The 23056-nt window shown below is 37.4% G+C and carries 28 protein-coding genes; 5 read left to right on the top strand and 23 right to left on the bottom strand.

Translation table 11 applies throughout. The annotated features are described in order from the left end of the window. Window positions 1–83: 83 nt before the first annotated feature. From KF816_11335 to KF816_11445, 23 genes are all read right to left on the bottom strand, one after another. Window positions 84–287, bottom strand: coding sequence for a hypothetical protein (locus tag KF816_11335; protein ID MBX3008602.1), 204 nt, complete (start codon window positions 285–287; stop codon window positions 84–86). Window positions 288–368: 81 nt separating this feature from the next. Then, window positions 369–719, bottom strand: coding sequence for a hypothetical protein (locus KF816_11340; protein MBX3008603.1), 351 nt, complete (start codon window positions 717–719; stop codon window positions 369–371). Continuing rightward, window positions 710–919: a hypothetical protein gene (locus KF816_11345; protein ID MBX3008604.1), complete on the bottom strand. Its 210-nt coding sequence runs from the start codon at window positions 917–919 to the stop codon at window positions 710–712. The genes KF816_11340 and KF816_11345 overlap by 10 nt, the downstream gene beginning before the upstream one ends. Window positions 920–928: 9 nt before the next feature. Further along, window positions 929–3418, bottom strand: coding sequence for a LamG domain-containing protein (locus tag KF816_11350; protein MBX3008605.1), 2490 nt, complete (start codon window positions 3416–3418; stop codon window positions 929–931). Window positions 3419–3484: 66 nt separating this feature from the next. Further along, a complete protein-coding gene (locus KF816_11355; GenBank protein MBX3008606.1) occupies window positions 3485–3724 on the bottom strand; it encodes a hypothetical protein in 240 nt (79 codons plus the stop codon). Window positions 3725–3739: 15 nt separating this feature from the next. Beyond that, window positions 3740–8371, bottom strand: a complete 4632-nt coding sequence (locus tag KF816_11360) for an S-layer family protein (protein MBX3008607.1) — start codon at window positions 8369–8371, stop codon at window positions 3740–3742. Next, window positions 8368–10644 (bottom strand): hypothetical protein, encoded by a 2277-nt coding sequence (locus tag KF816_11365; protein ID MBX3008608.1) that lies wholly within the window; start codon window positions 10642–10644, stop codon window positions 8368–8370. The genes KF816_11360 and KF816_11365 overlap by 4 nt, the downstream gene beginning before the upstream one ends. Then, window positions 10637–10828 carry a hypothetical protein gene (locus KF816_11370; GenBank protein ID MBX3008609.1) on the bottom strand — a complete coding sequence of 64 codons (192 nt, stop codon included), beginning with the start codon at window positions 10826–10828 and terminating at the stop codon, window positions 10637–10639. The genes KF816_11365 and KF816_11370 overlap by 8 nt, the downstream gene beginning before the upstream one ends. Before the next feature lie 35 nt (window positions 10829–10863). Further along, a complete protein-coding gene (locus KF816_11375) occupies window positions 10864–11232 on the bottom strand; it encodes a hypothetical protein (protein MBX3008610.1) in 369 nt (122 codons plus the stop codon). Between the two features lie 58 nt (window positions 11233–11290). Then, window positions 11291–11485, bottom strand: coding sequence for a hypothetical protein (locus KF816_11380; GenBank protein ID MBX3008611.1), 195 nt, complete (start codon window positions 11483–11485; stop codon window positions 11291–11293). Between the two features lie 39 nt (window positions 11486–11524). Beyond that, window positions 11525–11890: a hypothetical protein gene (locus KF816_11385; protein MBX3008612.1), complete on the bottom strand. Its 366-nt coding sequence runs from the start codon at window positions 11888–11890 to the stop codon at window positions 11525–11527. Window positions 11891–11913: 23 nt separating this feature from the next. Continuing rightward, a complete protein-coding gene (locus tag KF816_11390) occupies window positions 11914–12873 on the bottom strand; it encodes a hypothetical protein (protein ID MBX3008613.1) in 960 nt (319 codons plus the stop codon). A gap of 12 nt (window positions 12874–12885) precedes the next feature. After that, on the bottom strand, window positions 12886–13353 hold the full coding sequence (locus tag KF816_11395; GenBank protein MBX3008614.1) for a hypothetical protein: 468 nt from the start codon (window positions 13351–13353) through the stop codon (window positions 12886–12888). Then, complete coding sequence (locus tag KF816_11400; protein ID MBX3008615.1) at window positions 13353–13802, bottom strand: hypothetical protein; 450 nt, start codon at window positions 13800–13802, stop codon at window positions 13353–13355. Before KF816_11400 ends, KF816_11395 begins: the two co-directional genes overlap by 1 nt. A gap of 9 nt (window positions 13803–13811) precedes the next feature. Next, window positions 13812–14462, bottom strand: coding sequence for a hypothetical protein (locus KF816_11405; protein ID MBX3008616.1), 651 nt, complete (start codon window positions 14460–14462; stop codon window positions 13812–13814). Between the two features lie 139 nt (window positions 14463–14601). Next, window positions 14602–15195: a hypothetical protein gene (locus KF816_11410; GenBank protein ID MBX3008617.1), complete on the bottom strand. Its 594-nt coding sequence runs from the start codon at window positions 15193–15195 to the stop codon at window positions 14602–14604. Then, on the bottom strand, window positions 15180–15650 hold the full coding sequence (locus KF816_11415) for a DUF1320 family protein (protein MBX3008618.1): 471 nt from the start codon (window positions 15648–15650) through the stop codon (window positions 15180–15182). The genes KF816_11410 and KF816_11415 overlap by 16 nt, the downstream gene beginning before the upstream one ends. Continuing rightward, window positions 15651–15890, bottom strand: a complete 240-nt coding sequence (locus KF816_11420) for a hypothetical protein (GenBank protein MBX3008619.1) — start codon at window positions 15888–15890, stop codon at window positions 15651–15653. 92 nt (window positions 15891–15982) lie between these two features. Beyond that, on the bottom strand, window positions 15983–16297 hold the full coding sequence (locus KF816_11425) for a hypothetical protein (GenBank protein ID MBX3008620.1): 315 nt from the start codon (window positions 16295–16297) through the stop codon (window positions 15983–15985). An 83-nt stretch (window positions 16298–16380) separates the two neighbouring features. Continuing rightward, complete coding sequence (locus KF816_11430) at window positions 16381–17430, bottom strand: major capsid protein (protein MBX3008621.1); 1050 nt, start codon at window positions 17428–17430, stop codon at window positions 16381–16383. 64 nt (window positions 17431–17494) lie between these two features. Further along, window positions 17495–18178, bottom strand: a complete 684-nt coding sequence (locus KF816_11435; GenBank protein MBX3008622.1) for a head decoration protein — start codon at window positions 18176–18178, stop codon at window positions 17495–17497. A gap of 47 nt (window positions 18179–18225) precedes the next feature. Continuing rightward, a complete protein-coding gene (locus KF816_11440; protein ID MBX3008623.1) occupies window positions 18226–19344 on the bottom strand; it encodes a hypothetical protein in 1119 nt (372 codons plus the stop codon). Further along, complete coding sequence (locus tag KF816_11445; GenBank protein ID MBX3008624.1) at window positions 19341–19619, bottom strand: helix-turn-helix transcriptional regulator; 279 nt, start codon at window positions 19617–19619, stop codon at window positions 19341–19343. Before KF816_11445 ends, KF816_11440 begins: the two co-directional genes overlap by 4 nt. Window positions 19620–19708: 89 nt before the next feature. Between KF816_11445 and KF816_11450 the strand changes: the two genes are divergently transcribed. The 5 genes from KF816_11450 to KF816_11470 all read left to right on the top strand — a co-directional run bounded on the left by KF816_11450 (window position 19709) and on the right by KF816_11470 (window position 23056). Then, window positions 19709–20107 carry a hypothetical protein gene (locus KF816_11450; GenBank protein MBX3008625.1) on the top strand — a complete coding sequence of 133 codons (399 nt, stop codon included), beginning with the start codon at window positions 19709–19711 and terminating at the stop codon, window positions 20105–20107. 1 nt (window position 20108) lies between these two features. Further along, window positions 20109–20357: a hypothetical protein gene (locus tag KF816_11455; protein MBX3008626.1), complete on the top strand. Its 249-nt coding sequence runs from the start codon at window positions 20109–20111 to the stop codon at window positions 20355–20357. Window positions 20358–20369: 12 nt separating this feature from the next. Beyond that, complete coding sequence (locus KF816_11460) at window positions 20370–20768, top strand: hypothetical protein (GenBank protein ID MBX3008627.1); 399 nt, start codon at window positions 20370–20372, stop codon at window positions 20766–20768. Window positions 20769–20945: 177 nt separating this feature from the next. Next, the gene (locus KF816_11465; protein ID MBX3008628.1) at window positions 20946–21695 is read left to right on the top strand and encodes a DNA adenine methylase; all 750 of its coding nucleotides are present in this window, start codon (window positions 20946–20948) and stop codon (window positions 21693–21695) included. Further along, on the top strand, window positions 21695–23056 hold the full coding sequence (locus tag KF816_11470) for a terminase family protein (GenBank protein MBX3008629.1): 1362 nt from the start codon (window positions 21695–21697) through the stop codon (window positions 23054–23056). The genes KF816_11465 and KF816_11470 overlap by 1 nt, the downstream gene beginning before the upstream one ends.

Here is a 23056-nt window from a genome sequence, read left to right on the forward strand (position 1 = left end):
ATCTACCCATCAATGAGGTATAATTGATTGGGTATTCGGTCTGCTCTGCTGGCCCCCCCCTAGTGGAGCAGCCGGACTATTAATTACCACTTTGAGTTTCTGATCTTCTTCCATTTTACCAACTCTTTTTCAAGTCGGTTGATTTCGCTTTTCGAATAGATGTCGTTTGAGCCCTTCATACCATCAATTCTAAATAATAATTCAGCAAGCACAAATAAATGGAAATCTTTTTCCTTTTTATTTATTGTCCGCGCAAATAATGTCGAATAAAATTCATTTTTCTCCATGCACCAATTTAATGCATGTCAGTCATCATTTTAAAGACCAATTAATACTTTATTATTGGCTTAATAATAGAGGCTTATTCCTCAATCCCTTTCAAACAAAGTATCTTCATACTCCACACCGAACAACATCTGCACCCCGGTAACAAGTAGGTACACCGGAATCCATAACCACCCAAAATAAAGCTGTTGTTTGTAGTGCCGGAATTCATGATCGTAATTACTTGCCCATGCTTTCATGAGGATAAATTCGCCAAGATTTATACCGTTCCCGATCGGGAGGTTCGGAAAGTTTTTTACTGCCAAGGTAACCGCATTTTTTGTGCTCCAATAAAATCTATCTTCTTTTTTATTGGTTGCGATTAAGTAAATCCAAAACACTGCCCTAAATATGTTTTGAGGCAGCGTCCAGAATATTTTAATTATTAAAAGCATTTTAAGGCCTCTATTTCTTGCTCTGTCAAAACAAAAGGCAACTCATAATATCTGTCTGTTGCTAATACTTGTTTAACATCTTCACCTTCTTTGATTACTAAATCACACACAACGATATTTTCGTTTTCAATAGGGTGCTTAATCTGCACGTGAGTCGATTCTTGGTCGAGTACCTGCTCTTTATATTCTTTTTCTATCATAATTCACCTCTAATATTTACTTAAAGAAAATTCAACGTTAATTGAGCTACTATTCCAATTTGCCGAATGAACGAATAGTGTTTGGTCTGCGGTCAAACTAAATATCTTTGCAAGTATTTCTGCGTCATTGATAAAAGTAAGCCCAGCACCGCACGCCTTAGCATTAACCACTTGGGTCCCTCCGCTACTTGTCCCGATGCTAATTGTTACTGCGTTAGCTGTTGTGTTATTAACTAATATCCCACGTATTCGATACTCTTTGGGAATAACATTTGTAAGTGTGGTATTACCTGTTATCGCTGTTTTAATATCTTTGTAGTTTGCATTTACCCCAACAGCTAATGCTATCGGGCTTCCTGATGTTTGCCCATGCAACCTATTCCCGCTATTGTCAATCCAGCCGAATTGGCCTGCCCATTGTGGCTGTAAGTCGAGTACGTTGCCGATGGTAATAACTTCAAAGGTTGTTATATTAGTTGTGCCAGCCCCTACGTTCTCTAAAGCCATCCCGTAACTAAGACCATTCCCAACGAATGTAAACGTTGTATCGAAAGAACCAGTCAGTCCCTCTATGTAATAAAAGGCTGATGAATTAATTCTGCCCAGCTTAATACTTGTTGCCGTTGTTGTACCAGCTAACCTAATTCTAAATATTTTAAAGAAATTGGATGTTGTGATACCTATATTCCTATAAACGCCACCATTCCCCGTTGAAGTGTACTGGCTTGCGTTATCAACGCTGACTCCAGAATTTAAGCTCCATCCGCTTGCGAAGTTTAATGCACCAATTAAGTTTGTATTACTCGCCCCTCTATCTGCATAAGGCATACTATATTCAGTTGGTGAACCGTTGTTGTAATAAGCAAGAACTTCAGATTGTGTTAAGGCTCGGTTGAAAAGTTGTGAAGAATATATCGTTCCCCTAAAGTAATCAACAGCCGAAGTATTACGTCTGCCGAAAGCCAGAATATCGCCATTAGTTATACTCCCCCCATCTACACTCCCCGCAACAGCTACTGCCCCGTTGATATATACAGATGCTTGGTTTGTATCACTTCTGACAACAACTATGTGATAGAGTTTATTTGCTTGTATGTCGTAAGATAAAAGATTAGTTGTACCACCGATAGCTACGAAAAGTTTGCCACTTAGTATTGATACAGCATAACCGTTAGTAAAAGATTTGGATATGACCCTTTGCTGACTGGTAATATCCGAGCCAGTTCTGATATTTAAGACTATACTAAAATCACCTATACCAAAATCCAAGTTATCATTATCTGGTATGGTTACTAAATCATCCACTCCATCTAACCGATAACCACCTTCATCACCCTTACTATGCACCGCGCGATTAAAGATAGCATCAGTTATGTTTGTTGCTCCGGTTATAATTGGCGCGGAAAGAGTTTTATTTGTTAAAGTTGCCGTTGCGCTGTTCTTTGTGGAATCGCTAGTGTTATCAACATTGCCAAGACCTACTAATGCTTTATCATGGGTTACTTGGCTATGGTCGTATGCAGTTTTACCTCTATCCCCGCGGTAAGCTGTAGAGCTCGTTTCTCCTAAAGCTAGCGACGCGGAAATAACCACATAACCCGAACCGCTCCAACGATAGGTTTTATTATCATCCAAGGTAACATATATTTTACCGGTTTCTCCGGGTACGGGGAGTGCCGCATAATTAGCAACTTCAACTACATCATCAACATAACTTGGCAATTGTGTTGAGGGAACTTTACCCTCAACTAAATCAGCCTTTAAGGTTAAATCCGGAAGGTTATCTAAATTGTTGTAAGAATGTTTGTGCAATGTAGTTACGCCGCCATCGGTTAAATGGGTGGCGTTTACATCGCTAATATTATTTACTTCAGCGCCGGCTTCAATGCCCGATAGTTTATTCTTTTCGTTTGTGCTATAATCTTCAGTTGATAAACCTTTGCCGGTTACTTTATCAACTTTGCCGGAGAGTAGAATATCAGCTTCCCCCTCGGTGTAAACATCAACCCCTTCAACATCATCTTCAGTTGCGTTTATTTTTACTACTTTGCCCGCGCCAATATCGGAAAGTATAACTGGGAAATAGCGCACTGCATCAGTGGGTAGTTGTGTATTGTCAAATTCTGTCTGGGTGTCAAACTCAACTTTGAACTCACCTTTTGCAAGAGTTTTTGTTTTAGCACCATTGGAAGGATCGATCGCAATTAAATCCCAGTAATATTTTGGTTCAAGAAAATCCCCGGTATCTTCTTTCTGGATTGATATTTTGAAACAAGTATCGGAACCATCATAAATGGCTTCAAGTTCATCATCACTACCATTATATAAAGTATTCCTTTTCCTGATTAATAGATTGGAGCTTGGAGTAAGTTTATCCAGTTTTACTCCCATACTGCATTTATGGGTGCTCCAATCACCCGGAACTCGAATCTCTAGTCGATCCTCACCGAGATAAGCATCACCGCGTTCTATTATTAAATTTTTTTTGACAGTCTTCATTTTATACCTACTTATCCGCCGTTTATTGGCGGATTAATGAGTTATAAATAGTTAATTAACTACTCTTTATTTTATTTTCTTCTCTTTCTTGGTATTCGATTTTTTATCCTCGTCAAATTCAATAAATCCCTGCTCTATGTTCAACGATTTTGCTTTCTTAATATCAACGGAACTCCTTTTACAAAATTCTGCTATTACACCATCCATTTCATTTTGTAATAGTTGATCTTGCAAAGCAAGGTTATTTCTCTTTGCCGCTATTGATTCAACATGAAACTTTTCTTCTTTGCTTAAAAATAATTGCATTGTATAACTCCTTATTTAATTTAATTGTCTGTGTGCAGTACCGGTTACAACATAAACAGTGGTTCCTATTTCATACATATCGCCTTCGTTGGCTGAAAGATAATTAGCATTATAACCGGTAGGATAACTGCCCAGCCACCTTACTGGTTTTTTGTTTTGTATCAATACTTCACTTGCGTTTATTCTAAACACCCCGCTGGAAAAATCAAGAAAGTTGCCGGGTGAATTGTAAAGCTTCCAAGTTGTTTCATTAACCCAAAAGAAAGTCTTATCATAAATTCTTGTTTTTATTTCATCAATTCTTAAATGAGGAAATGTTTTATTTGATCCCGTGACAAAAAATCGAAGAGTATATCTAAGCTGTTGGCAATTGCTAGGTATCGATAATCTAAATGTTTGTGTTTGCCACCAATATTGGTTTGAAGTAGCGAAATATTCACTGTAAATATTGCTCCAACTGGAACCGTTATAACTTTCAACAGTAAATACTAATGTTTGATAAATGCTGGAATATTCTGTCCCGTGTCTCATTGAGAACTGAACTTCTAATGATTTGCCCGCGTAACTGCTCATGCTTGATTTTGTTATATATACAGAGTGTTCGAAGTTCGAAACATTTAATTGCGCGTTACTAGTCAAACAATATCCAACAGTGCCGTCATTGCTATTAGTACAATATGAACTATTTGATTTACTCCATGCAGCATAATTGGATACTGAAAAATCTCCTTCGGGTAGCATACTTGCGGTATAATCAGTATAAACATCGGGTGGGTTTGCAGTTGCAAATTCCCCAATTTTTATTATATCATAACTGCCGTCATTTAGAGATAGTCCCTTTAATGATGAGGATGCTTCCAGTCTTACTTTTGAATTGTAAAGTTTTGTAATATCAAAACTCCATCCAGAAATTGTTGCGACAGTATTACTTGATGCGCCTCCGTAGCCAACATTTAAAAGCCAAGCATTATTAACTGCATCCCATACAGAGATGCCATATCTTGCCGCACCTCCATCATTATAACTGCCTATGGTACTAATTAGCTTGGTTGCATCCGGGGAAATTGTTTGAGCTGTTACTTGCAATCCTAAGGTGTAATTGGTCAGTTGTCCGTATAGGTTTATTTGTACCCTATTGTTTCCTGAATCAGAAAGCTTGTAGATGCTTGGCGCGGTAATACTCCATCCTCCAAATGATCCAGCGGTTGCTGTTATTGTTCCGGTAAATGAACCATTCCCCGATGCATCTAAACTCATTTTTGTTGAGTCAACATTACTTCCATTTCTGTATATAAAATTAATAGCACCGCTTGCAAGTTCTAATCTGCTGGTACTTGCAGCAATTTTTCCTAAAGTTATTTTACCCGTATTATCCCATTGCGCAATTACATCGTTATAAAGTCTTATCCTATAACCATTCGTAGAATCAATCGTAATGTTTGTGATGTTACTCGCGTATTTGCCGAGTCCAACACCAAATGTATTTGTAGAATAGCCATAAAGTCCGTTAAGATTTCCTATTGCCCAATGCTCTGAATAATCATTGTAAGTAGATGAGTTGCGAACACTTCCAACTATAGATGGGCCAGTTTGTGAAGCAGTCTTAATACCTCGTACAGAATACAAATCAATAAAGCCACTGCCAGCTTGCCCGGTGTTAAACATTGCATCACCCGCGTACCATGTATTAGCACCGCTGCCATCAACATTTCTAACTACAGAGTATGTATAATTGCCAGCGCTTCCGGAATGAGATGAATTAATTCGCATAAATTCAACTTTACCTTCGGCCTCCATATATACTATATCGCCATTAACCATTTGATTATGCTTAACAGTGATTGTCGTTGAGCCTGAAGATAGATCTGCGACAAGTACTGTTGTTGGGCCAACCAGAACACGTCCGCCAATAGTTCCAATAGTTTCTTGAGCAACTAAAGTTTCTACCCATAATTCGGATGCATGCAGCGTTAACCATTTTTTATTTATCGAACCGAGATTTCCGTAATAAGACTGCTTTGGCAGTAGAGATTGTGAACCAAACTCTGAATTACTCGTTCCTTGCTGATCGACTATACCTGTTAATGTAATGTTAGTAAATGATGGCGAAGAGGTTGTAGCAATATCTTGTATTGTGTTTATTTTATTAGATGTCACCTTTAAATTAGTTGTATTATAATTTAGGTATTGACCATTAATTGGAGTTGCGTTCCAAACACCGCTTGTTAAAGTCCCGACTGTTATTAAAGATGAAGCAATAACACTATTGCCAAGAGTAGTGCTCGATAATACTTCTGTCCCATTTATTTTATAAACCTTTGTATTAGCGATATTCAAATCATGATTCAAAGTTCCAATAGTTGTTAATGATGAGGTTAAAACTGATGCTCCGAGTGCAGTTGAGGAAAGCACATCAACATTATTTATTTTATATGTTTTACCCGAAGCAATATCGATGTTTAAATCTGAAATCCAGTTTGCGCCACTATATTTAATTGAGCCAAGTAAAGCATCACCTGCCCCTAACATTTCAATACCACCATCTAATGCGGTTGTATTATCGCCACCCTTATTCAATCTTATTGCGTGGTCACTTATATTCAGATCAACAACATTCACCTGGTTAATCGAACCACCGATATAAATATCTCCATCGACAGTAATGTTGCCGGTTACTTTTTGATGGCCATATATTTTTTGTTTAAAGTTAACATCAGCTGCACCACCAATCGATTGAACACCATCTATTTTTTGATTTCCTACAATCCATTCATCCCCATAATTCTTAAACTTATAAGTGGAGTCTGGAACTCCGCCAACAGCCATCCTAGCAAATTCAATGGTTGTACTTGTTTTCTTAATATCCTGGATTGCCTCAAGTTTATTATCAACACTTAATTTGAAATTATCTGTGTATTCTAATTCTATAATATTATCGGTAATAACAAGTGGAGCTTGCCCGCTTAAATTTTGTTGTGCAACAGTTTGACTGTTTGAAGTCCCGGGAAAAGAGCCTGCATTATATTTTGAAGAATCTAACGCTAAATGAACTGTTTCTCTGTTGTAATTGTAACCGGTTACACCTACCGGGTTAAACGAAGCAAACCATTTGAATAAATCTAGTTCTAAATTCTCAAGGAAGTAATCCACTCCGTTTATTTCAATTGTATCCAGCATTTCCCAATCAAGCATTTCATCATATAATGCAGTGCCAATTGGATATGCCCACCTTCTTTTACCATAAAAATTAAAAACTTCGTTGGCAACAGTTTCTGCGTAGGCATCAAGCGATTCTTGCGTTGCTTCTACTGTGTAAGGAGCAATTATTTCTAATTTTACCTCATTGCGTGGTTTTATACCCGCGTATCTTTGTATTGATGCCGAGCCCTGAAGAGTTACTCCGTTTACCGTTGTTCCGGATTTAACAATGATTGTTACACCATCCGCGATTTTTTCCCAAAATGGTTTTCTAGTACCGCGATTTTTGGGAAAGGTATTAAAGACTCTTTTTGTGCCTCCACCCAAAGCACTTTTTGCTTTTATTACGAAACGTCCAAGCTTATCATAAAATACGTAGCAACGCATAGAATCGGCACACATCTTAACCATTTCGTAGGGATGTTTACCAAGAGGCATCTCATCAATCAGAAGTGTGAAATAATCCAACGACATGGGATATATCGAATCACCACTCTGATTTATTATAGTATCATTTGGCCAAGCATTCTTTATCTGCACTTCCATTAATTTGAGTGCGTCAAATCCTTTTATCGGATTCTGATTGTAATAATCGGATGAATCATAAACATCAATGTGGCCTGCCGGTTTATCGTAGTACTGATTTGTATAGATAGTATTTTCATCTTTACCAAATGCCAGAGAAACCGCGCTATCTTCAACGGGATACAACCTGCACCATGTAGCTGTTGCGTAACTGCCAATTTGATTTGCAACAGTTGTCGGCACTGCATCCAGCCAACTACTCATTACAAAATACTTTTTGGTTGAATCACCATAGGGTACTTCAATTGTTTCACCTTGCTTAAAAATAGTCTGCCCCATATTTAATGGAGCACCCCAGTATGATTCATTATTGTCAAATGAAACAAAACACCATACATCATCATAATAACCGAATTGATCCCAATTGTGATCTGTTATCTGCCCATTACTTCCTTTACCGGAAAAACCATAAATATAATCTGTAGCACTATCTACTCTTGTACCTACAGGATAAAAACTTGCACGCTGTTTATTAGTATTGGTAAGTATATCTAAGGCTTTTAGTTTATCAATAACCTCAAATGATATTTTGCGTTCCATATCCGGGAAATCTATTGAGGAGAAATCACATACTCCCTCAAAACATTTAACGGTGGTATTATTACTCTTTACGCCATGAATTTCAAAAATATATCTTAACTGATTTGTGTAATCAATATTAAAAGCATTATAAACCGGCGATCCCGGTACATATCTCAACGTCAACCCTAGTCCATCAAAACCTATTAAACCAGCTTCACCTTTTCTGCGGCTTTCAACTCTCCGTTTTATTGAGCTCATATTATGAACGCGAACGTCATTTGTCCAATCAACAAGAGTTCCATTTACTCCATTTCTAAACTTTATTTGAAAACCTTGCCTCAATGTTCTCTCCTCATATCATAATCATAATAATCACCAACCGCCCTTGCTGTATCGTTATCAAAAACAGCAATGGCGGGTCTGTTGGAATATTTTTCAAAGTTTGAGTTTAGTTTTGTTATTTCTCTTAATAGAGTATTATCACCGCTTAAATTGCCCCCTAAACCACCATTAATTTGTATCGAGCTTTGCTTCACTAAATCATTTACAACAGTAATAAAATCTTTTTCCGGAGCTACTATTTCTCTATGCGTTCCCTCAAAAAATCCAGCCTTACCTTCCGGTAAAATACCTCCCTGGGCAAAGCCTTTCATATCGGTGTTTTGCTTCATAATATTTGTGGCTTGAGCAACACCTCTTGCAAAAATGATTCCAGAATAAAATGGCGCTAACATTGGGCCAACACCAATCGGTGGTGGAGATGAAGCGGCTGCCATTCCTTTGTATGTCTCAATCATTACAGCAGTAACTGCTAGAGTTTTATAAGCGGCTGTGTGACGAGAGAATAAACCGGCTAATGAATTAAGCATTCCGGATACAATTGAGAGTTGCTGCAATGATGCCTGCTGTTCAATCATTAACCGTTGTTGAGAATAAAAAGCTTTTATGTTAGTAATCTGTTCTTCAGTCGCAGCATACTTGATTGCCCGTTCGATTGATATAGCTTCTTCAGCGTCGAGTTCTTTAGTTCTTTGTGCATACGGATCAGACTCAAATTTATGTTGAGCTTCCCGGTTAAATTTTTTCCTCTCCTCTTCCCACTTATCCTTAGCATCCGCTCTTTTTTTCCTGTTTGCAGTTGCTTTTGCTGCAGCCTCATCAGCGGTTTTTTCTTCTTCCTCGAAAGCTTTCTTCATCATTTCGAGGTTCTTTTCCATAACCTCTTTTACAAACTTCCATCCCTCATACTCGGTTTGGTTTTTTATCGCGTGGAAAGTTTTGAGATGCTCCTCGTATCTATTTTGAGCTTCGGTTTTCATACCTAAGAGTTCTACGTAACTCTTGCCGACCAATTCGAGGCGTGCCTGTTCAATCAATTCATCCTTAAAAATATCAGTAGCGAGGCCCTCTTTGTTATCTAGGAATTTTTCATATTTTTTATCCTCTTTACCAGTCATGGTATCTTTTAATTTTTGTAGATTTTCTCTCAGCTGAATTAGAGCATTTCTCTTTTCTTTATCTGCAAGATTATCAATCTCTGTATTTAGAATATTCAATGCCGCGCTTACATTATTTGGAGTTGATAAATCAAATGTTTTGTTAATGATTGATTTTAATCTTTCCTCGCTTGTATTTAATTGATTGGTGATAATCACAATTTTTTGATTTGTTTCGATTAATTCCTGAGAATACTTTTTATACCTATCTTCATCTTCTTTTGTGCTAAATACAAGTTGTGCCTCTCCGGATGGTGTTGCTGGTTGAATTATTTTAGCCCTCGCCATCATGTATTGGGTTTGGGCCTCTAAGAATAATTTTCTGTTTTGGAGTGACTCGAATTGAGCTCTCGATTCTTCTATCGAAAGATTTTTATATTCCTCTCGTAATTTATTTACTTCCTCAGCTTGTGCTTCTATTGCTTTGGTTGTGTCATTAAATAACCCTGGTAAAATATTTAGCAATAACATTACTGCATTAATCGCAATTATTAAACCACCCCCACCCATGAATGCAGCTGTGAGCTGTTGAGATATTGTAGTCCCGGTTGTTGCTGCAGCTCTTCTTGCATCATTAAATAATTGCACTACCATTGGTATATTGTTGCTTATACCCATCAATCCCATTCTAAAATTGACAAGAAACATTTGGCTATCATTTAGTACATAACCAAATTGAGACATGGCCATGTTCATTTGAGTTTGACCGGGGACAATTTTCTTTTGTGCGGAGCCCAAATTATCATAATTGGCAATTAGTTTAGCCTTAGCAGAACTTAAATTTTCGGCTGCAGCCATATTTTTTTGCCACGCCGGATGGTTTATATCAAGAGCTTTTGTTTCTTCATTTATTTTATGAATTGATTTATCTAAAGTATCAAGTGATATTTCCTGAGTACGAATCCAGTTCATTAACTCATCAACACTCGATTCAGTAGCTTTATTGTATTTTGAGAGTTCGGAGGTTATTTGCTTAAAAGTATTCTCGAATTTTTGTTCAATAGGATCGATAACTTTTACAAGCTCTACGATCTTCCCTTTATTCACATCAATTTTTGCTTGATATTCTTTATCATCGATTGTGAGTTTAAGTATTAATTCTTGAATATTTTCAGCCATTGTTATTCTGCTTTTGGTGGTGTCTTATTTGAGCATTTACGCCAAGTATTGTATTAAGATTTTTTCTTACTTTTTCGCAGTAAGCGGTCATTATAATTTCATAACTAATGTTTTTATTATTTTCAAATTTCAATGTGTCATCTTCAGAAACTAAAAAGAGAATTGACTCATCCTCTGAAATCATCAACTCTCCTTTAATATATTCTCCCTCGTAACCTCTCAATCGGATATTTTCACTGATTGCTTCTTCAGTTCTGTTTCGTAATCCTTCGATAATTTTGTGATAATAATGTTTTCGAGCGCTTTTTTTTTAAGATAATCCGCAATAATTAACACACACTTTTCTTCCGTTAACTCAAGCCAGTCTACAGATTCTTTATCACCGCCATCAATTGGTGATAATAGAATTTTCACTATCTCAATTACTTCATTTCGCGAATATCTACGATTGCTGCTTATGGTAGTTTTGTTTAATGGCTTAAATGGATTAGTAAATTCTTCAACCTTGTTAATCTCTTTAAAGGTCAAATCATCACGTAATACAAACTCCCGATCGGCAATTAAATATTTTTCAGTTATGTCATTCATTTTTTTTCCATTGTCATTGCATCAGTCCGCCAGTAGGCGGACTATGCTTTTGTTATGCTTATTGCGGGCTAACATTCTCAAATAGTTTTATTAAATGTTCGCTGCAATTTGCTACGTCCATTGTTAATTCCACTGGTATTTTACTTGGTGGAGATAATAATATCCAGTTGCCGTCAATCTTTACTTCTAATTCAAGCTCTTTAATTTTGGCAAAACATTTCTTTGCTAATTCAATTCTTTCTGATTTTTTCATTTTAATAATCCTTAGCGCGGGCGCCATTAGCCGTTTCGCTTATATCACCTTCGAAGATGAACTGAGGTTCACTATTTTTTCAGCCGCGGCTGCTTTAGCAACTATCTTTCCGCAGAGTAATACTTCTTTAGTTGATACCTCGCATAGCTCGTAGGTTTTGCCGGCAATTTCTTTTTCTATCCCGGTAACCTCTGCCTGCAATCCCTCTTCGTTTTTCTCGAGTGTTCCAAGCCGTGTGCTCTTATAAACAACCGCTTCTTTTTTATCGTTATAAATTCTAAAAGCTTTATTTGTTTTATTATCAACAGGTATTTTAATCAGCGATATTGTTGCCGAGATTTCACCGTGTTGAACAATGGCGCTTTCAATCTGAAGATCTTTTTTTGTTACTTCTCTCTTACCCATTTTATACTCCATATTAAATTTTATTAACTAATCGTCATTGTTCCGCCGGTTGTACCGGTAGTATCACTAACAGCGCCGCCGTTGGATGTTCCAAAGGTGAATGCGTGCTGGTAAATTGATAAGTCACCTTCCAGTTTAATTCTGCTCTCCCGTTTATCATCACCGATGGTAAACTCATCACCAATTCCTAACTTAAATGCCGGGATAACAATCTTATCGTAGTAAGCGCCGGTGTTTCCTTCTTGTATTAAAACACTTGGTGTTTCTGCTTTACCCGCAAGTGTTACAAGATCGGCCACTTGCATTCCAGTACCAACTATTTCAATAGTAACAGTATAATAGTTCACCACACCCTGGTTCATATCGTTTTTAGTTCCCTTACTCTTGAATACAACCTTGCGCTCTAATCTTTGATAATTGTTAAGAACTATTGATGTACCTTGAGGTGCTTCTAATGCTAAAAGTTTTGGGAACCTGCGGTAGGTATAGTTTTTACCTTCAATGTCGGTATCAGTAACTCCGCTAATGGACACGATTGCCGCACTGTCGAAGGTATCAATAAAAGCCTGGTAATTTTCATATTCCATTGCTCTTTCCCACATCCATTTCATCGTGCGTTTATCATGAGCGATTGTATATTCAAAATCCAAACCCATTAAATAATTACCAACAAATGCCGCAACATCCTCACTCCCTGAAGAAGCGGACTGCTTTGGTGTTACCACTTGCAAATCCGCGCCGCCGTTTAAGAAGTCGAATGTTTTTTTAAGCATAAACATTGTCGGCTGAAAACTCTCCCCCTCAACAGCAAAATTCTTCATGTTGCGCATTGGTATATTGGGCCATGCTTTATCAGTTCTAAAATCTGTAATCTTTAATTGTTTGCCCTTTGCAAACCCCATTGCAATTGCGCCAGCTGGCGTTCCGCTTAATGTTCCTACATCGCAGGCAAGTATTTGTTGAAGACCTACTATTCCGTCCATTGCAAACTCCATTTATTGTTTATATTTTCGTTCAACATAATCGGTCGGCACTCCAACACGTACTATATACTGCCACTCACCGTTTTTTTCTTCTACAAGTTCATCATCAATAGGATATATTTTTCTTTCATATTCCGGGCGGGTATTATCTATTTCTTCTTCAGTTACAGCGTCCAGTACAAAATCAATGTAGTCAGCCGCCGCCATTCGCTTATCAAAGTGCCTTATCCACACAACAATACTTATCACAATATCCCTCTTCATTATTACAGCATTATTGCGTTCATCAGTTTTGCTGTAAGAGGAACCACCATATAATATTAACAAAGCACCCCTTGCGTGTCCAAGCGTATAATTTTTAACTGTGCCCGGTTGCTCAATTTTAACTTTATCAAGTTGGTCCAGCTTCTCCACTTCGGTTAGAAGTATTTTTTCAACAATATTTGCTGCATTACTGGCTCTGCTGACTTTAGTTGGCATTACTTCTCCGCTTTGGGTAGTAGTTTAATTGCTCCCAAAAATACTTTTACATGTTCAAGAGAGAACAAACCATTCGATATAAGCCCTACTGCCAAACCATAAACAATAATAAAATACCATTGAACACCGGCTAGAATTCCTATATTAAAAAAGAAACCGACCGCGCATAGCAATAAAGCTACAACCCAGCTTAACAAACCGGCTACTGTTCCCTGCAGTACAATTTTTAATGCTTCAAGTCCCTTTTTAAACCATTGTGTCGCAGTCAGCGTAAGCGCTGCCAATCCTGCTAGTGAAGCGAAATACTCAGCAAAAGTATCATGCGGTGTTGATACCATAGTTTCGGTTTGATTTACTGCTTGCACATCTTGAGCAAATAGTGCCGATGTTACAACAAACACTATTGATGCAATTATTATCAAAGTAAATAAGTTGATATACTTTTTCATTTTATACTCCTATAGTTTTTTTATTAAATCTATAAATTCTATCCCTACGCCAACACCGGTAAACCAGTCCCATTGTTTACTAGTTAATCCGTACCCATAAGCTGTGAACACAGCCGGCTTAAAATGTGTTAGTATTGAAGACTCTTTAATTGTTGTATCATAACTCATTAATGAATGTTTAATAGATAGCAAAAGCTTACTTTCCGGATCAATTGGGATCCTGCTGGCAAAAATTGATTGTATGGAAACATTTCCCCTTTCAACGCCATTACTATCAGTAAGAGTAAATTGTGAATCTGCCTCGGCTGTATACAGATTGTTATTAACCGCGATACTTGTGTCATTCGTTTTATAGAATGCTTCCGCTTCTTCCCAAAGCGCTATTTTCAAAGAATCAAGATTTATATTTTCTTTTACATAGTTTGTTACAACTATTTGCGGGAACTTCTTTTTTATGCTGTCTGCTATTTGCAGAGTGAATTTTTGTTTAAGCAATAGTTCATGCTGTGCTTTAATTTTATTTGTGTCAACTGTTACAGTTGAATCGGATAAAGAAGAACTAACTCCGGAGGAAGCGTTTTGTGATCCTAAATAAAACGCCGCTACTGCAGTAACTATTGCCAGGATAAGTTTTATAATATTATTTGTTCGAGAACTCATTATCTGCTAAACCCAAATCTTTTAATTGGTCTAAAATTGCCGAAGCATTTAACTCTTCTGCTTTTATAGTAATCTTGAATCTGTTTTTGAATTTTTTCTTTTTCAGCTTTACGTTTCAAATTTGCCATTGAATAATCTCCTATCCCCAAATAATTTCTACACGGTCAAACCAGCCTATATACTTTTCATTTGTCGCTCGCTTTTCCATTGCTTCTATGTAATGCTTCACCTGAAAACCATTAATTACATTTAACACTCTTTTAGCTCCATTTGCTTTTATGCATGTATGTAGCGCATTAATTGTACCGTTACCAATTTTTTTATCTACTTTTATATCGGGATAAAGCCTTCCATTTCTATTTAGTATGTTAATTGTTCTCTGCAGATATTCAGCACTCTTTTCAACACCCATATTTACCGCGTTATCGTATACTTCATTTGCGATTGCTTGATTATTTATCAAGCTGCCATTAATCATATTCCAAAAATTCATCTCATAAAATTTTTGAATGGAATTTTGTAACGCGATATTCTTATCAAGATTTTGTGGAAAATTTTTCTCATTCTTCGCGGTATCAATTATGGCCCAACCGCTCCACTTAGGCCAATTCACTCTGCTTACTCCTCTATAAGTCTCGCCGCCTAAATCATCTTTGTCGTTAGCGTAACCGCCTTCAATTTGATTTGTGATATAATATGATTGAACAAAATCAGCCATTAATAATGGTTCCATAAATCTGGATTAAAAATTCTGTCATTCTCGGTTTTATTGGTTTGTATTTCACCGGTAAGCCCAGCGGAGCCCTCGTTTAATGGCTCAAGTGCCAATGTAATTTTACCGGCCTCTATCAGCTGAAGAGTTTTTGTAGTTGCGTCAAAAATTTTCTGTTCACTCTCCGGCATATTCTCTCTAAGTCTTCGCTTCTTTACATTAAATATTGTGCGGTCATCGCTTAAGGCTTGTATTGTTGTTGAAGTTTGAGTTAGAGGTAGTTTATATCTGCCGCGTAAAAAATTATCTATTTCATCGGCCACTTCTACGGCAATCTGGTTAAATCGAATTACTAATACATCGGTTTCATCTTCAAGATCAATTTCCTCTTCGTGCCGGTTTTCATCATTTAAGAATTGGAGAAAAAAAGCCTGATCAACTTTTTTTGATACACTATTTATTGTTGAATAAGCCATCTATTTTGTAACCGTTTTTTTCTTATAAATTTTGAATATTACTTTTAGGCAGAAAATAAATCTGTGGATTAGGTTCTCTGCACAGACTGTCTGAAGTACATCGTCAAGGTTTAGCTTGTAGTTTCTCTTAGCGTACTTCCGCATTTTCTTTACAAGTGTTGCATTCATCAATCCCTCTTTTATCTCAGCCGGCTTTGTTTTTATCGAGGCTTCCCTTTCCGTCAAAACTCCACCGGCCATTTCTATTTAAGCGAAGAGTTCTTTTTCGGTTGCCATTTCTTGTTATCCGATTATCTTCCACTGCTCTTCAGTGGCCTCCTCTTCTATGATTTTTAACTCTTGCCCAATACTTTCCACTCTTCATACGTTTTTAAGAGTGCATCCTTTGTTGCTTTTTCATCATAGGTAATCTTCTTTTCTTCGAGGAATAAACAAATCTCTTCCTTCTTCCAGCTGCTATCCGGCTCTTCCTCAACAGTTTCATCTTTTATTTCCGCACCGGCTGGCGCGTCAACAAAACGAGCCGCATTTAATTCAACTAAACGAAGTGCTTCATTTATTTCCATAGCAACAGTGCCGGTTATCTGGCCTTTGGCGTCGAACACTGCGCCAATTATTTCAACCATTACTTCCTTTTTATCTGCCATCACTTTCACCAATTTTATTTTTTATTTGTTTTCATAAACCCTCTCTTGTTAGGAGAGGGTTTGTAATTGATTATTAATAACTCTTAATAAACAGTAGCGTAAATATTTGCACCTGGTTCATTGAAGGCTGGCAATGGATTAGATTGTACCAACAACCACAAACCGCTTGGGTCTTTTTCAATCCAGTCCTTACTAAAATATTTGGCAACAACCGTTCCGGCTTCTAGATCATCAATTCCGCCATATAATAATCTATGGTCAGCGCTTGGTGATAGAAGTGAAACCACCCCATTAGGAATTAAATTTTGCTGTGCTCCGTTAGAATCTGTGTAAACACCACTGTAAACAATTATATCTAGATTTTCGATGTTACCTTTTTTCTCGGCACCGGCGCTTAACATTTCTGGCGAGTTTTGAATTGTGCCTAATTTTATATTAAGCAGATTCAAATAAGTTTTTACTTCGCTTGATGCAATAAATTTTTCATAAGTTTCATTATTCATAACGGCAACGGTAGGTATTTTACCCGATGCTTTTTGAGCTACAATTTTCCATGCTCTTAAATTTGCAATAGGTGCGCATGTTGTTGGCGCGTCCCACTTAGCTGTACTTAACAAAACTGGTTTGTTCGCGTTTGGCATGGAGAAGTCTATAGAGAAAACTCCATCATCTTGAGTAATTGAATATGAGCCGCCTAAACCTTTGCAACACAAATATTCAACTGTTCTGTTGATCGCGTCGAACATATCTTTTAATTCGGTTGATACTCTTTGCATTCTTGCTTTTTTAATTGGGTCACCGCCTGCAGTGCCTCCCGGGACAAATATCGGTGCGCCCGCTCCTCGAGTGTAAAAGAGATCTTCCGCGTCCAAAAGTTTTTTAGGCTTTAATTGAGGTGGCTGAATTTTATTTGATTTCTGAGTGGTGTTAGCCATCATTTTTCCGGGAGCCCCTCTCTTAACAAGAGGCAATATTTTTTGACCGCCTACAATTACATCCACCATAACTTCTTTTGTTGCGTGAGTTTCTTCTTTCTTAAAGAGTAAATCTTTAATGAAGGAAGGAACCGGCAGCATTTGATTGACTGCTTCGGTTAACGCTGCAAACCCGAATGGATTTACTGTAATGCTCATTTTGTTCTCCTTGCCCGTCGTTCATTTAACGGGGCTTTTTATGAATAATTATTTCTTCATTTTTTTAATTCAAACTGCCTATAACAATTGGAGTACCTTCAAAATCTTTTTTGGCAGCTGCGTCAATTCCGGTTAAAGCCGCTTCATTAAAATGCCCCGTTACATAAGCGATTGTTTTTGTAACAGATGAGGAGGATGCAACTGCTTCAGCAAGTATTGCAACCGCTTTTTCACTGCCGTCAATATTATCTTCGTCATAAGGTTTATAATAACCGCTGCCTGCCGCTATTGTAATATCAAATCCGTCACCAAGCGCAAACGCTGTTGAACCTTCCACCATCGCGAACTTTACCTGGTTACTTACTGTAATGCCTGGTGTTGTAGGGAGGTCAAAAACGTCCAACACATTTCCAAGAGGGTCAACCAGTTCTGCAATCGCTTTTTGCGCGGGCACTGCAGGTGTTGTTCCAACTTGGGCAAGTGCCGCTCTAATTACTCTTACTTTATATACACCGGCAATTGCGCCGGCAAGTATTGGAGTTGTTTCATCAAGGGTTAAAGTACCGTCACCGGTATTACCGCCACTCTTTGCCGCCTTTGTAGCGGCTCCCTTTGTTATTTTCCCCAGCACTGTTCCAACTATCAGTGCGCCAACGCTTGCGGCAATTGTAATTGCTTTTGTTATTCGTGGGAAATCCCCGGCAAATAACTGCGCTCTGCTCTGTTCTTGAGTTGTTACTAATTCCATCTTATACCTCATTAATGATTGATTAAAACTTTTTTAATGCGCTATTTTTACTTCACAAAAGAAGCAAGCTCTTTTCCAACTTTTTGATATTCAGCCATTTGTTGATCGCCGGCTGTTTGAGATGTTGCTATTTCGCTTAATTCAATTTTGTTTGGAATCTGCTTTAATGTTTCTTTCAGAAATTCATACGCGTCAAACTTTACTGGCGTATTATCTGAAGAAGAAAATTCGAGATTGCCTTTCTCTTTTACACTTAACAAGAGATTAACAATTTTGTCTTTTTCTGCCGGAAGAATTTTCAATTTCATCTCTTCACTTTCGCAAAAAGCTAAAATCTCTTTTTTCTGCGCTGCCATTTCGGAAGCACTAAGAGTAATTTTTGCAGTTTGCAATTCTGTTTTTATTGAAGTATTCTCGGATTGCAAAGCTTCAAATGCGGCTTTTAATTTAGGATCGACTTTGCTCAAATCGATTCCGCTTAAATTGATGTCCATTTTATCCTCGGTTTGGTTGGTTGAAAACATGCTAGTTTTTTCTTCTTCATAAATTCTTGGCGGGGTGCCCGCTTCTTCTATTTCCCATTCATTAAAAATCTCGTCGGCTTCTTCCTTTCCATACTTTTCAATCCACGCGTTTTTAATATTTCTAAAAATATTTTTGATGGTTTTGAAGGGCCACTGTGAAACTTCATATTTCTCAAACTCATATTTATCATCTTTGATTTCCGCGAAGTGCGATTCCAATTCCGGCAAAGAAAATTGTAACCTTGAATCACTGCTGTCACTTGAAAAAGAATAACTTCCAAGTCCGTCAACCGCCGGAGCAATTTCCTTAGGTAAAAAACCAATATGGTTTAACGCCAGTGTGTTCTCGTCAATGGATATACTTCGTCCCGGAAGTTCGCCGGAGTTAACAACTGCTTTAAATTTTTCTTCGACTTTCTTGGGGAGTGCAAATAAATAACTACCAACCCGTTTAAGTTCGCTTATTGTACCAAAACCTAATTTGTCATAATTGGGATGTTCAACAACAAACTGAGGCTCTTTACTTAAATCGGTGTTAGCGATTATCTGATCAAGCTTGGCCTCATCAAAGGTAACTTGCTTTTTATTTTTCGCTGTGAATGTTCCGGTTTTTAGGATTGGCATCCATTTGAAATTGCTCATAAGTTCCTCTCTTGCATTGCGAGATAGTTTTCAATTTTATTTAGATATGTGCCGCTTCCGCGTTTAATATTTTTATGAATACAAGATGTTGAACACTTTAATGCTCTAGCAATATCCTTTTGTGTCAATCCTAATTTTTCCATTCTTTCTTTTATTGCATAACTTGATTTGTTGTAAGCTAAAACTATTTTCACTATACCTAATCTTATCGCGATAATTGTAAGCCACATTTTCATTTTCATCTCTTTTCTTGTGTGCCAAACTAACGTTTGCATTCATGTTTCTCTTTTCAACCGTTTAAAAGAATGTTGGGAAACTCAAGCGTACTTTGTGTATATAAATTTCAAAACATGAAGGGGATAAAATGTTTCTTACTTTTTTATTGTCGCTTCCATTTGTATTGTTACAGCTTGGTGTTACTCCACCCGATAGCGATCTGATGTTGAAAATATTAATTCCGACCGGAAGTGTATCGGGAACGCTGTCTGTTATTTGGTATTATCTTATACGTCATCTCGTTAAGCAAAACCAAGAACAGTTTCAGTTTGCGCTCAAACAAAATCAAGAACAGTTTGATAAAGCGCTTTCGCAAATTGAAAAACAGCACAAAGAAAATATTGACGAGTCCCGCCGCACAAATGATAAGCTCTTCGAAGTAATTAAAAAAGATTCCGAATACAAAGAAATTCTCGCCGGTATTCTAAAGGGTATTGAAAGCGCCATTACGACCCACAATAAATTAGATCATAGAGGAGGCTATTAACATGGCTTATGAAAGAGAACAAGCTTGGGGACGCTATGAAGCCCTAAAAAAACAGATTTATGAAATTGGCATTAAATGCAATGCGCTTACTAACGATATACGTGAGGAAATCGATTCTTTCGATAAAGACTTTTCGAATATGGATTTTAATAAAATAGAAACTCTTGCTAAAGAATTGAATTTGCTGCAAGCTGATTATAAAGAAAAAGCTGAGAAGATGAACCAATTAAAAAAAACATACAACCTTTAACGAGGCCATACAATGGGTGATCCTGCTGTTCGCGAAAAAGCTAAAGAGTTGTTTGTTGAGAATGGATTTGGCATAGATACAATACTCACCGTTCTTGATGGAGAAGTCTCTCGTAAAACTTTATACAACTGGCGCAAAGAAGATTGCTGGGGTGAGCTGAGAATTCTAAGATTAAAAAAACAACAGACCCGCAGAGAAAGATTAGAGTCCCTTTTAGATAAACTAATCGATGAAGCAGAAACCGCCACCAACCCTCGTTTAATTTTTTCCATAGGTAAAATTATTGCCGCATTAAGGACTTCTTCGGCTTTCGAATTCACTGAGGAGAAAAAGGAAAAAGAGGAATCTGTTAAGAAAGGTTTAACTGAAGAAAACCTCAAAGAACTTGAGAAAAAATTGGGGGTTTTATGATATGCCAAATTTCGCGCATAAATCGCTTATACGGAAAAGTGGGTGTTTCCCCCGCTTGGTGCCATTTGCTGGGCTATTAAACACGTATTTATAAGAATTAAACAATTTTTTTTAACTATCTGAACCGCTGAAGCCATGACACTGACAAAAATCACTCAAAAATTATTTGGAGACATCATGGACAGTTTAATTTCATGGGTTGGCGGAAAGAAGCAACTTCGAGAGAAAATTTCGCACTACATCCCTACTGACATCAAAGCCTATATCGAAACTTTTGGAGGTGCCGGTTGGGTACTGTTTTATAAAGAACGCTGGGCTGAAGTTGAAATATATAACGATAAAGATCAAAGACTGGTAAATCTTTTTAAGATCGCAAAATTTCATCCGGAAGAACTTCGTAGGGAAATGTCACTACTTCTTCACTCAAGAGAGATATTCAAAAACTTTCGTGACCAAGAGGGATTAACTGATGTACAGCGCGCCGCCAGATTTTTCTTTTTACTAAAAAGAAGTTTTGGCGCTAAAGGATTGCACTTTGGGACTTCCGCAAAATCAAACGCATCTCACTCTCTTGAAAACATGCTCAACGCAATTATGAAAATTGCTGAAAGGTTGGACCGAGTTGTAATTGAAAATTTGGATTACAAAGTAATATTCAAAACCTATGATAATCCTCAATCATTTTTCTTCCTTGATCCTCCTTATCGTTACGGTCAACAATATGACGTAGGAAAAATGGATTATGAAGAGTTCATCGATCAGCTGAATAATCTCAAGGGCCGATTTCTTTTAACAATAGATGATTGTAAAGAAAACCTTTCTATGCTCAAGCATTTTAGAATAAAAAAAGTTTCACGAGTTAACGGTATTAACAGAAAACAAATAGTTAATAACCACTTCAAAGAATTATTTGTGATGAATTACTAATGGCAAAGATTGCGTTTCTACCATATCAAAAAAAATGGATCACAAACCCGGCTCAATTCGCAATTTGTGAAAAGAGCCGGCGTGTTGGTATTACTTACGCGGAAGCTTATCGTGTTACTCGTGATTTATCAACTAAAAATGTGAAGAACAATAAGGTATGGTTTTCTTCAGCTGATCTTTCTGCCTCTGAGGAGTTTATTGATTATGTAGGATTCTTTGCTAATTACCTCAACATAGCTTCTAAATATTTGGGTGAAGTGGTTATTGATAAAGAGGATGATGTAACCGCGCACCGTGTTCGTTTCAGTAATGGTTGTGAATGTAATGCTATATCATCAAATCCTACTCGCTTCCGAAGCAAAGGCGGTGATGTGATTTTGGATGAATTTGCCCACCACCGTGATCAAGAAAAAATGTTCACAGCTGCCAAACCATCAATGATGTGGGGAAATCGAGTCCGCTTAATTTCAACTCACAATGGTGATGATTCTTATTTTAATGGATTGTTAAAAGAAACCCGGAAAGGTACTGAGGGTTCAATGAAAAGCTGGGTTCCTTACAAGATTACTATTGAAGATGCTATCAAAGAGGGACTGGTTGATAAAGTACTCGGACATAAAGCATCTAAAGAAGAGATTGCAAAATATCTTGACGATGCTTTTTCCGGGATGACCCAAGAATCTATTGATGAGGAATTTTATTGCATCCCACGTTCAAGTTCTAATTCACATTTGTTGCCATACGAACTAATCAATCCTATAGAACGTGATAATATCATTGATGATACGCTGCAAAGTATCACCGGTGATATGTATGTCGGTATGGATATTGGTAGACGCAAAAATTACTCTGTTATTTGGATATTTGAAAAGCTGGGTGAAATTCTTTACACAAGAAAAATTATCGCACTCAAAAAAGTTGAATATAGTGAGCAAAGAAAAATTCTTTACGATGTACTTTCTCATCCATGCTTTAGAAGATGTTGTATTGATGCCACCGGTATAGGTAATGAATTTGCCGAAAACGCTCAGAAGGCATTTGGTCAATTTCGCGTTGAACCAATTATGTTCACACCTAAAGTTAAAGAGGATTTGGCTTCTTATACTTATCTGATGGTAGAAGGAAGAAAGGTTGTTATCCCTCGCGAAAAAACAATTCGAGATGATTTTTATTCAGTTCGCGCAATCACTACAAAATCCGGGAACGTGAGATACGAAGCTGCAGTTTCTGAACTTGGTAGTCATGCGGATTATTTCTGGGGCTTCTCACTCGGTCTCGAAGCAGCTAGAAGTTATGCCGGCCCGCTCATTATTACTTCGGGGGCAAGAAGATATGTTAATACAATATTACAAGGTTATTAA

It is taken from the genome of Melioribacteraceae bacterium (genome assembly GCA_019638015.1).
GTDB lineage: Bacteria > Bacteroidota > Ignavibacteria > Ignavibacteriales > Melioribacteraceae > JAHBUP01.

What these genes read in the sequence shown, in the direction of transcription:
- KF816_11335 (MBX3008602.1), bottom strand. Translation starts at nt 287, where the DNA reads ATGGAGAAAAATGAATTTTATTCGACATTATTTGCGCGGACAATAAAT.
- KF816_11340 (MBX3008603.1), bottom strand. Translation starts at nt 719, where the DNA reads ATGCTTTTAATAATTAAAATATTCTGGACGCTGCCTCAAAACATATTT.
- KF816_11345 (MBX3008604.1), bottom strand. Translation starts at nt 919, where the DNA reads ATGATAGAAAAAGAATATAAAGAGCAGGTACTCGACCAAGAATCGACT.
- KF816_11350 (MBX3008605.1), bottom strand. Translation starts at nt 3,418, where the DNA reads ATGAAGACTGTCAAAAAAAATTTAATAATAGAACGCGGTGATGCTTAT.
- KF816_11355 (MBX3008606.1), bottom strand. Translation starts at nt 3,724, where the DNA reads ATGCAATTATTTTTAAGCAAAGAAGAAAAGTTTCATGTTGAATCAATA.
- KF816_11365 (MBX3008608.1), bottom strand. Translation starts at nt 10,644, where the DNA reads ATGGCTGAAAATATTCAAGAATTAATACTTAAACTCACAATCGATGAT.
- KF816_11370 (MBX3008609.1), bottom strand. Translation starts at nt 10,828, where the DNA reads ATGATTTCAGAGGATGAGTCAATTCTCTTTTTAGTTTCTGAAGATGAC.
- KF816_11375 (MBX3008610.1), bottom strand. Translation starts at nt 11,232, where the DNA reads ATGAATGACATAACTGAAAAATATTTAATTGCCGATCGGGAGTTTGTA.
- KF816_11380 (MBX3008611.1), bottom strand. Translation starts at nt 11,485, where the DNA reads ATGAAAAAATCAGAAAGAATTGAATTAGCAAAGAAATGTTTTGCCAAA.
- KF816_11385 (MBX3008612.1), bottom strand. Translation starts at nt 11,890, where the DNA reads ATGGGTAAGAGAGAAGTAACAAAAAAAGATCTTCAGATTGAAAGCGCC.
- KF816_11390 (MBX3008613.1), bottom strand. Translation starts at nt 12,873, where the DNA reads ATGGACGGAATAGTAGGTCTTCAACAAATACTTGCCTGCGATGTAGGA.
- KF816_11395 (MBX3008614.1), bottom strand. Translation starts at nt 13,353, where the DNA reads ATGCCAACTAAAGTCAGCAGAGCCAGTAATGCAGCAAATATTGTTGAA.
- KF816_11400 (MBX3008615.1), bottom strand. Translation starts at nt 13,802, where the DNA reads ATGAAAAAGTATATCAACTTATTTACTTTGATAATAATTGCATCAATA.
- KF816_11405 (MBX3008616.1), bottom strand. Translation starts at nt 14,462, where the DNA reads ATGAGTTCTCGAACAAATAATATTATAAAACTTATCCTGGCAATAGTT.
- KF816_11410 (MBX3008617.1), bottom strand. Translation starts at nt 15,195, where the DNA reads ATGGAACCATTATTAATGGCTGATTTTGTTCAATCATATTATATCACA.
- KF816_11415 (MBX3008618.1), bottom strand. Translation starts at nt 15,650, where the DNA reads ATGGCTTATTCAACAATAAATAGTGTATCAAAAAAAGTTGATCAGGCT.
- KF816_11420 (MBX3008619.1), bottom strand. Translation starts at nt 15,890, where the DNA reads ATGGCCGGTGGAGTTTTGACGGAAAGGGAAGCCTCGATAAAAACAAAG.
- KF816_11425 (MBX3008620.1), bottom strand. Translation starts at nt 16,297, where the DNA reads ATGGCAGATAAAAAGGAAGTAATGGTTGAAATAATTGGCGCAGTGTTC.
- KF816_11430 (MBX3008621.1), bottom strand. Translation starts at nt 17,430, where the DNA reads ATGAGCATTACAGTAAATCCATTCGGGTTTGCAGCGTTAACCGAAGCA.
- KF816_11435 (MBX3008622.1), bottom strand. Translation starts at nt 18,178, where the DNA reads ATGGAATTAGTAACAACTCAAGAACAGAGCAGAGCGCAGTTATTTGCC.
- KF816_11440 (MBX3008623.1), bottom strand. Translation starts at nt 19,344, where the DNA reads ATGAGCAATTTCAAATGGATGCCAATCCTAAAAACCGGAACATTCACA.
- KF816_11445 (MBX3008624.1), bottom strand. Translation starts at nt 19,619, where the DNA reads ATGCAAACGTTAGTTTGGCACACAAGAAAAGAGATGAAAATGAAAATG.
- KF816_11450 (MBX3008625.1), top strand. Translation starts at nt 19,709, where the DNA reads ATGTTTCTTACTTTTTTATTGTCGCTTCCATTTGTATTGTTACAGCTT.
- KF816_11455 (MBX3008626.1), top strand. Translation starts at nt 20,109, where the DNA reads ATGGCTTATGAAAGAGAACAAGCTTGGGGACGCTATGAAGCCCTAAAA.
- KF816_11460 (MBX3008627.1), top strand. Translation starts at nt 20,370, where the DNA reads ATGGGTGATCCTGCTGTTCGCGAAAAAGCTAAAGAGTTGTTTGTTGAG.
- KF816_11465 (MBX3008628.1), top strand. Translation starts at nt 20,946, where the DNA reads ATGGACAGTTTAATTTCATGGGTTGGCGGAAAGAAGCAACTTCGAGAG.
- KF816_11470 (MBX3008629.1), top strand. Translation starts at nt 21,695, where the DNA reads ATGGCAAAGATTGCGTTTCTACCATATCAAAAAAAATGGATCACAAAC.